The sequence below is a fragment of the Saccharopolyspora sp. NPDC002578 genome, from assembly GCF_053592695.1.
Map to the genome: position 1 here is coordinate 1 of NZ_JBSFWJ010000130.1, position 8452 is coordinate 8452.

General features: G+C 72.7%; 7 protein-coding genes. 6 read left to right on the forward strand and 1 reads right to left on the reverse strand.

Going from position 1 to position 8452, the window contains the following annotated elements:
• Window positions 1-252: 252 nt before the first annotated feature.
• The gene (locus ACWD38_RS29580; RefSeq protein ID WP_450125378.1) at window positions 253-942 is read right to left on the reverse strand and encodes a class I SAM-dependent methyltransferase; all 690 of its coding nucleotides are present in this window, start codon (window positions 940-942) and stop codon (window positions 253-255) included.
• 106 nt (window positions 943-1048) lie between these two features.
• Here ACWD38_RS29580 and ACWD38_RS29585 point away from each other — a divergent pair, with 106 nt between their 5' ends.
• The 6 genes from ACWD38_RS29585 to ACWD38_RS29610 all read left to right on the forward strand — a co-directional run bounded on the left by ACWD38_RS29585 (window position 1049) and on the right by ACWD38_RS29610 (window position 8232).
• The gene (locus tag ACWD38_RS29585) at window positions 1049-3235 is read left to right on the forward strand and encodes an acyl-CoA dehydrogenase (RefSeq protein ID WP_450125379.1); all 2187 of its coding nucleotides are present in this window, start codon (window positions 1049-1051) and stop codon (window positions 3233-3235) included.
• Between the two features lie 115 nt (window positions 3236-3350).
• Complete coding sequence (locus tag ACWD38_RS29590; RefSeq protein ID WP_184479089.1) at window positions 3351-4445, forward strand: acyl-CoA dehydrogenase family protein; 1095 nt, start codon at window positions 3351-3353, stop codon at window positions 4443-4445.
• 9 nt (window positions 4446-4454) lie between these two features.
• The gene (locus tag ACWD38_RS29595) at window positions 4455-5624 is read left to right on the forward strand and encodes an acyl-CoA dehydrogenase family protein (protein ID WP_184479090.1); all 1170 of its coding nucleotides are present in this window, start codon (window positions 4455-4457) and stop codon (window positions 5622-5624) included.
• Window positions 5625-5645: 21 nt separating this feature from the next.
• Window positions 5646-6629, forward strand: coding sequence for a bifunctional MaoC family dehydratase N-terminal/OB-fold nucleic acid binding domain-containing protein (locus tag ACWD38_RS29600; protein WP_450125380.1), 984 nt, complete (start codon window positions 5646-5648; stop codon window positions 6627-6629).
• Window positions 6626-7066, forward strand: coding sequence for a MaoC family dehydratase (locus ACWD38_RS29605; RefSeq protein ID WP_184479092.1), 441 nt, complete (start codon window positions 6626-6628; stop codon window positions 7064-7066). Before ACWD38_RS29600 ends, ACWD38_RS29605 begins: the two co-directional genes overlap by 4 nt.
• Window positions 7063-8232 carry a lipid-transfer protein gene (locus tag ACWD38_RS29610; protein ID WP_450125381.1) on the forward strand — a complete coding sequence of 390 codons (1170 nt, stop codon included), beginning with the start codon at window positions 7063-7065 and terminating at the stop codon, window positions 8230-8232. Before ACWD38_RS29605 ends, ACWD38_RS29610 begins: the two co-directional genes overlap by 4 nt.
• Window positions 8233-8452 lie beyond the last annotated feature (220 nt).

Consider the following 8452-nt stretch of genomic DNA (forward strand, 5'->3'; position numbering starts at 1 on the left):
AACGGTCGCGCAGCTGGCGCATCTCGCGCTCGCCGCCCTCCTTGACCTTCCCCCGAGTGGCTCCGCCACGAGGGAAAAAGCTGTTCTCGCGAGGAAACCGCTGAGAACCCGCTGCGGTGCCGGTTGCTCAAGCTGGTCGCTGCTCAGCGGCTTCGCCGCTGACAGGACAACGACGAACAACGCACCTGGGAAGCCGAGCCAGGCGGTGAGGTTTCGCCTCCCGGGTGCAGCGGTGCAGTGCAGCGGTGCCGCTCAGAGTTCGCCGAGCGTGCCGCTGATCCTGCGCAGCACGCGCAGGGAGCCGACCGTTCGGACCTCGTCGTAGTTCCCGCTGTCGAGCGCGCGGCGGTAGATCCGGTACGGCGCTCGGCCCCCGTCGGCGGGGTCGGGGAACACGTCGTGGATGACCAGCGCCCCGCCCGGCGCGACCCACGGCGCCCAGCCCTCGTAGTCGGTGTTCGCGGCGGCGTCGGTGTGGCCGCCGTCGATGAAGACCAGGTTCAGCGGGCTACGCCAGATCGCGGCGGTCGAGCGGGAGCTGCCGACGATGGCGATGACCTCGTCCTCCAGCCCGGCGCCCGCGATGGTGCTGCGGAACTCGCCGAGGGTGTCGAGCTTGCCGACCTGCGGGTCGACCAGGTCCGGATCGTGGTACTCCCAGCCTGGCTGGTGCTCCTCGGAGCCCCGGTGGTGGTCGACGGTGACGACGCGACCGCCGGTGGCGCGGGCGGCGGCGCCGAGGTAGATCGTCGACTTCCCGCAGTAGGAGCCGACTTCCAGCGCGACGCCGGTGCCGAGGAAGTCGATGGCGGCGCGGTGCAGGGCGAGGCCTTCGTCGGCGGGCATGAAGCCGATCGCCTGGTCGGCCTTGGCCGCGAGGTCCGGCGGGATCGCGTGCTCCGCGCTCGGGCTGTCGGCTGGCGTCGGTGCGGTCGGTGTCACTGGGTTCCTCTCACGTCCGGATGTCGGCCCGAGCCTACGCAGAATTCCCCTGGCTTAGGTAGAACGTGTTCTATTATTCTGCGGTTCCGCGGACAGGGGAGGCGTCATGCCGATCGCGATCACCGAAGTGCAGCGGGACCTGCGGGAGTCGGTCCGGGCCTGGGCGGAGAGCTCCGGCCCCGACGTGCGGGCGGGGGAGGAGCCCGGTGCGCGGTGGAAACCGGATCGCGCCTGGGCGGAGCTCGCCGAGCTGGGCGTGTTCGCCATCGCGGTGCCGGAGCGCGCGGGCGGCGCCGGCGGCGGTGTGGCCGACCTCGCGGCGGCGCTGGAACCGGTGGCCGAGTCGTTGCTCACAGGGCCGGTGCTGTCGACCTGCGCGGCGGGCGTGCTGCTCGGCCGGGCGGGTGGTGACGGCGAGCTGCTGCGGTCGCTGGCCGCCGGTGAGCTCCCCGTCGCGGTGGCGAGCGAGGTCGGAGATCTGTCGGCGGACCAGGCCCCCGGCGGCGGCCTGGTCGTGTCCGGCGCGGTCGACCCGGTGCCCTCCGCGCCGGACGCCTCGCACCTGCTGCTGGGCGCGCGCGGGCCGGACGGCCGGGAACGGTGGTTCCTGGTCGACGCCGAGAGCCCGGGGCTGACCGTCGAAGCCCGCCGGGCCCTCGACTTCTCCCGTTCCCTGGGGCGCGTCGAACTCGTCGACGTCGCGATCCCGGACGACGCACTGCTGCCGGAGCTGAGCACGGCGGACGTCCGCGACGTGCTGGTGACCGCCGCCGTGGCCGAAGCCTCCGGCGTCGCCGGGTGGTGCCTGCGCACCGCCGTCGAGCACGCCCGCACCCGCGAGCAGTTCGGGCAGCTCATCGGGACCTTCCAAGCGGTCAAGCACCTGTGCGCCGAGATGCTCTGCCGGACCGAGCAGGTCGCGGCGCTCGCCTGGGACGCCGCGCGCACGCTCGACGAGGACCCCGGCCAGCACCCGCTGGCGGCGGCAGCGGCCGGAGCGGTCGCGCTGGACGCGGCGGTGGACACCGCGAAGGACTGCGTGCAGGTGCTCGGCGGCATCGGGTTCACCTGGGAGCACGACGCGCACCTCCACCTGCGGCGGGCCCTCGCGCTGCGGCAGTGGCTCGGCGGCGGCTCCGCCTGGCGGGCTCGCGCGGCCGAGCTGGCGCTGGGCGGCGCCCGGCGGCGGCTCGGCGTCAGCGGTGAACTGCCCGCCGACGTCGCGGCCCGGCGGCCGGAGGTCCGCGCCTTCGTCGAGGAGCTCGCCGCCTCGCCCGACGAGCAGCGCCGGGAACGGCTCTACGCCTCGGGATACCTCGCCCCGCACTGGCCGGAGCCCTACGGGCTCGCGGCGGCTCCGGGGGTGCAACTGCTCATCGACGAGGAGCTGCGCGCCGCCGGGGTCGCACGGCCCGACCTGATCATCGGCGGCTGGGCGGTGCCCACGCTGCTGGAGCACGGCACCGCCGAACAGCAGGAGCGGTTCGTGCGCCCCACAGCCCTGGGGGAGATCACCTGGTGTCAGCTGTTCAGCGAACCGGGCGCGGGGTCGGACCTCGCGGGGCTGCGCACGCGCGCGGAACGCGTGGACGGCGGCTGGCGGTTGCACGGCCAGAAGGTGTGGACGTCGATGGCCCGGCAGGCGCACTGGGCGATCTGCTTGGCCCGCACCGATCCCGAGGTGCCCAAGCACCGGGGGATCACCTACTTCCTGGTCGACATGGCCGCTGACGGCATCGAGATCCGCCCGCTGCGGGAGATCACCGGCGAGGCCGTGTTCAACGAGGTGTTCCTGGACGGCGTGTTCGTCCCCGACGAGCAGGTGGTCGGAGCGCCCGGTCAGGGCTGGCGGCTGGCGCGCACCACGCTGTCCAACGAGCGGGTCGCGATGAGCGGCGGCTCGGCGCTCGGCGAGGACGTGGAGGCGCTGCTGGCGCTGGCCCGCGAGCGCGGCGTCCGGCCGGGATCAGCGGAGCACGAACGCCTCGGCGCACTGGTGGCGGAGGGGCTGTCGGTCTCGCTGCTGCGGTTGCGGGCGACGCTGCTGAGCCTCAACGGCCGCGATCCGGGCGCGCAGTCCAGCGTGGAGAAGCTGGTGGGCGTGCGGCACCGGCAGGACGTGGCCGAGGCAGCGCTCGACGTGCTCGGTCCGGAGGGTGCCGCCGCCGACGGCGTGGCCGCGGATCCGACGCGCGAGTTCCTGCTCACCCGCTGCTTGAGCATCGCCGGTGGCACCACGCAGATCCTGCGGACCGTTGCGGCGGAACGGATTTTGGGCCTGCCGCGCGGGTGAGCCCGCCCGTTTTCGCTTCCGCGGCCGGTCGTGCGGTCTTGCGGACGACGCCGATCGCGGCTAGAACTAGAACAAGTTTCATTCTTGTTCGTTCGGGACGACACGGGGAGCCGGTGTGGAGTTCGCGCTCGATGACACGCAGCAACCCTTGCGGGAACTGGCATCCGAGGTGCTGACCCGGGAACGGGACCGCGCGCGGAGTGCCGGCGCGGACGCGGGAGGTGGAACCGGTTCGCAGGAGGCGCTGTGGAAGGCGCTCGCGACGGCGGGGCTGCTGTCGATCGCCGTCCCGGAGCGGCTCGGCGGCGCGGGACTCGGCCCGATGGAGACCGCCGTGGTGCTGACCGAAGTGGGACGGCACGCCGCCGACGTGCCCGCGCTGGCGACCCTGGCGTTCGGCGTGCTGCCGGTGGTGCGCCACGGCACCGCCGAGCAGCAGGACCGGCTGTTGCGCGACGTGGACTCCGGGCAGGTGCTCACCGCGGCGCTCAGCGAACCGTCGGCACCGCTGACCGCGGCACCGCGCACCTCGGCTCGCCGGGACGGCGCCGGATTCCTGGTGTCCGGCACCAAGACCGACGTCCTCCACGCCGACCTCGCGCGGGAGATCCTCGTTCCGGTCGCGCTGGACGACGGCACGACCGCCGTCGCCCTGGTCCGCCCGGACGCGGACGGGCTCGTGGCGGAGGCCGCGCCGATGTCCGGCGGCACGGGCTGGACGCTGCGCTTCGACGCGGTGCGGGCGGAACGGCTCGGCGGCGCCGACGCGCTGCCGGACCTGCTGCGCTGCGCGCGAGCGGGGATGTGCGCGGCGGGCGACGGCGCGGTCGCGGGCGCGCTCGCGCTCACCACGGAGCACGTGCGCACCCGCACCCAGTTCGGCAGGCCGCTGGCGGCCTTCCAATCCGTCGCCGGTCAGATCGCCGACGTCTACATCGCGTCCCGGACCCTGCACCTGGCGGCGCTGTCGGCCTGCTGGCGACTGGCCGAGGGGCGCGACCCCGACGAGGACCTCGCGGTCGCGGCGCTGTGGCTGGCCGAGGAGGCACCGGCGGCGATGCACGTGTGCCACCACCTGCACGGCGGTGCGGGGCTGGACGTCACCTACCCGATGCACCGGCACTATTCGCTGGTCAAGGACCTGGCGCGGGCGCTGGGCGGGGCCGGGCACGTGCTCGACGCGCTCGCCGACCGGCTCGCGGGCCGGTGAGGAGCGCGGATGTTCATCGACTGCACCGAACGGCAGCAGGCACTGCGGGCCGAGCTGCGCGAGTACTTCAGCGGCCTGATCTCCCCGGCGGAGCGCGAAGCGATGGCCACCGACCGGCACAACGCCGCCTTCCGCGAAGTCGTGCGCCGGATGGGGCGGGACGGGTGGCTCGGCGTCGGCTGGCCCGTCGAGTACGGCGGTCGCGGCTTCGGCCCGCTGGAGCAGCACATCTTCGCCAGCGAAGCGGCGCGCGCCGACGTCCAGCTGCCGTCGGTCACGCTGCAGACCGTGGGGCCGACGCTGCTGGCCTACGGCACGCAGCAGCAGAAGGACTTCTTCCTGCCGAAGATCCTCGCCGGGGAGATCCACTTCGCGATCGGCTACACCGAGCCGGAAGCGGGCACCGACCTGGCGGCGCTGCGCACCTCCGCCGTGCGCGACGGCGACTCGTACGTGGTGAACGGGCAGAAGATCTTCACCACCGGCGCCCACGACGCCGACTACATCTGGCTGGCCTGCCGCACGAACCCGGACGCACCCCGGCACAAGGGGATCTCGATCCTCGTCGTGGACACCTCGGCCCCGGGGTTCTCCTGGACGCCGATCATCACCTGCGACGGCGCGCACCACGTGAACGCGACCTACTTCAGCGACGTGCGGGTGCCGGAGTGGCTGCTGGTGGGCGAGCAGGACCGGGGCTGGAAGCTGATCACCACCCAGCTCAACCACGAGCGGGTCATGCTCGGCCCGTCCGGGCGGATCGACGGGATGGCCGAGCGGGTCCGGGAGTGGGCAAGGCGGCGAACCGACCCGGACGGCACGCCGCTGCCGGAGCTGCCGGACGTGCGGCGGGCGCTGGCCCGCGCGCACGCCTGCACCCGCGTGAACGAGCTGTTGAACTGGCAGGTCGCCGCGGCGGCGGACGGGCCGGTGGAAGTCGCCGACGCCTCCGCGACGAAGGTGTTCACCTCCGAGCGCACCCAGTCGCTGGGCCGGCTGCTCGAAGAGGTCGTCGCCCGCCACGGCGACCCCGCCGACCCCGAGACCGCGGATCTGCTGCGCTGGCTCGACGTGCTGGCCAAGCGCAACCTGGTGCTCACCTTCGGCGGCGGCGTCAACGAGATCCAGCGGGAACTGATCGCCACGGCCGGGCTCGGGCTGCCCCGAGTGCCCCGCTGACCGGAGGGAGCACGACGAGCCATGACCGTCGAGACCGACGAAGCGCGCGACACCGACCAGGCGATCCCGGCGATCGCGGAGCGGATCAAGGCGGCGGGGGAGTCCGGCCCCCGGCTCGCCCGCGACCCGGTGAACCAGCCGATGATCAACAACTGGGTGGAGGCGTTGCGCGACGGCAACCCCGTCTACACCTCTCCCGAGGCCGCCGCCGAATCCGCGCACGGCGCACTCGTCGCGCCACCCGCGATGGCGCAGGTGTGGACGATGCCGGGCCTGCACCCCGACTACGAGACCGACGATCCGCTGCACGCCATGATGTCCGCGCTCGACGAGTTCGGCTTCGGGTCCGTCGTGGCGACCAACTGCGAGCAGACCTACCACCGGTACCTGCGCCACGGGGAACGCGTCGCGGTCACCACCCGGCTCGAATCCGTCGTCGGCCCGAAGCGCACCGGACTCGGCGAAGGCTGGTTCGTCACCACCCGCAACGTCTGGTACGTCGGAGCGGAGCCGGTCGCCGAGATGATGTTCCGGGTGCTGAAGTTCCGCCCGCCGTCGCGGGAAGCACCGCCCGAACCGGCACCGGAACCGGCGGCGGCCCCGGCGATCCTGCCCGCGATCAACCGGGACACCGCGTACTTCTGGGAGGGCACCGCCGCCGGTGAGCTGCGCATCCAGCGCTGCGGGCAGTGCGGCCTGCTGCGCCACCCGCCGGGGCCGATGTGCCCGGAGTGCGGCGCCACCGCGCCGACGCACCTGGTCGCGGCCGGGCACGGCGAGGTCTACAGCTACGTCGTGCACCACCACCCGCCGCTGCCCGGCAAGGAGCTGCCGCTGGTGATCGCGCTGGTCGAACTCGACGAGGGCGTGCGGATGCTCGGCGAACTGCACGACGTCGACCCCGACGAGGTGTCGGTGGGGTTGCGCGTCGAAGTGGACTTCCGCCACGGCGACCAGGTCAGCATGCCGTTCTGGCGGCCACGACAGCGAAGGAGTGCGCGATGAACGCGCTGCCACGGACCAGGACGTCCGCCGAAGTGCGGGTGGGCGCGGCCCTGCCGGAGGAACGCATCGAGATGACCCCGACCTACATCGTGAGCACCGCGCTGGCCACGAGGGACTTCCAGGACGTCCACCACGATCGCGATCTGGCGCAGGCCAAGGGATCGAAGGACATCTTCGTCAACATCCTCACCAGCACCGGGATCGCGCAGCGCTACGTCACCGACTGGGCGGGCCCGGAGGCGCTGGTGCGCTCGGTGTCGGTCAAGCTCGGCGTGCCGTGCTACGCCCACGACACGCTGACGCTGTTCGGCCAAGTGCTCGACAGCTCCACGGCCGAGGGGGAGACCCGGTTCGAGGTGGAGGTGCTCGGGCGCAACGGGCTCGGCGAGCACATGCGCGGGACCGTCGTGGTGGCGCTGCCGGAGGTGGTGGCATGAGCTTCGCGGACAAGACCGCCATCGCGGGCATCGGGGCGACGGAGTTCTCCAAGGACTCGGGCCGCAGCGAACTCCAGCTCGCCGCCGAAGCGTCCCGCGCCGCACTGGCCGACGCCGGATTGGAACCGTCCGATGTGGATGGTCTGGTCACGTTCACCATGGACGACAACACCGAGATCGCCCTCGCGCGCGAACTCGGCGTGCCGGAGCTGAGCTTCTTCAGCCGCGTGCACTACGGCGGCGGTGCCGCCTGCGCCACGGTGCAGCAGGCCGCGCTCGCGGTCTCCAGCGGTGTCGCCGATGTCGTCGTCTGCTACCGGGCGTTCAACGAGCGCTCCGGGCAGCGGTTCGGCCAGGTGCAGGCCGCCGCCGCTGCCGCGCCCACGTCGTCCGGAGTGGACAACAGCTGGAGCTACCCGGTGGGACTGGGCACCCCGGGCGCGCAGGTCGCCATGTTCGCCCGGCGCTACATGCACGAGTACGGCGCCACCAGCGAGGACTTCGGCCGCGTCGCCGTCGTCGACCGGCAGCACGCGGCCACCAACCCGAACGCCTGGTTCTACGGTCGCCCGATCACCCTGGCGGATCACCAGGCCTCCCGGTGGATCACCGAGCCGCTGCACCTGCTCGACTGCTGCCAGGAGAGCGACGGCGGCGTGGCCGTCGTGGTCGTCAGCGCCGAACGGGCCGCGGACCTGCCGAACCCGCCGGCGCTGGTCCGGGCCGCCGCGCAGGGCAGCGGACCGGACCAGTTCACCATGACCAGCTACTACCGCGACGAGCTCGGCGCGCTGCCCGAGATGGGACTGGTGGCCCGGCAGCTGTGGAGCCAAGCCGGACTCGGGCCGTCCGACGTGCGGATGGCGATCCTCTACGACCACTTCACGCCGTTCGTGCTGGTGCAGCTGGAAGAACTCGGTTTCTGCGCACGCGGCGAGGCCCGGCACTTCATCGCCGACGGCGGCATCGGCCTCGACGGGGCGCTGCCCGTCAACACCCACGGCGGGCAGCTCGGCGAGGCCTACATCCACGGCATGAACGGCATCGCCGAAGCGGTGCGCCAGATCCGCGGCACGGCGGTGAACCAGCTCGACGACGTGGACAACGTGCTGGTCACCGCCGGAACAGGAGTACCCACCAGCGGACTGGTGCTGGCAGCGGGGTGAGAGCTCGTTTCGCAGTGTGCCCGGGTAGCGGAACTTCTCCGCCTGTAGCCGTCTGCGTCTTGTCAGCGGCGAAGCCGCTGAGCAGTGACCACCAGAGCAGGCCGACCACCGGCGGGTTCTCAGCGGTTTCCTCGCGAGGACGGCTTTTTCCCTCGTGGCGGAGCCACTCGGAAAAAAGATCCCGCAGCGAGGAAACCGCTGAGGTTCCGCCACCCAACCC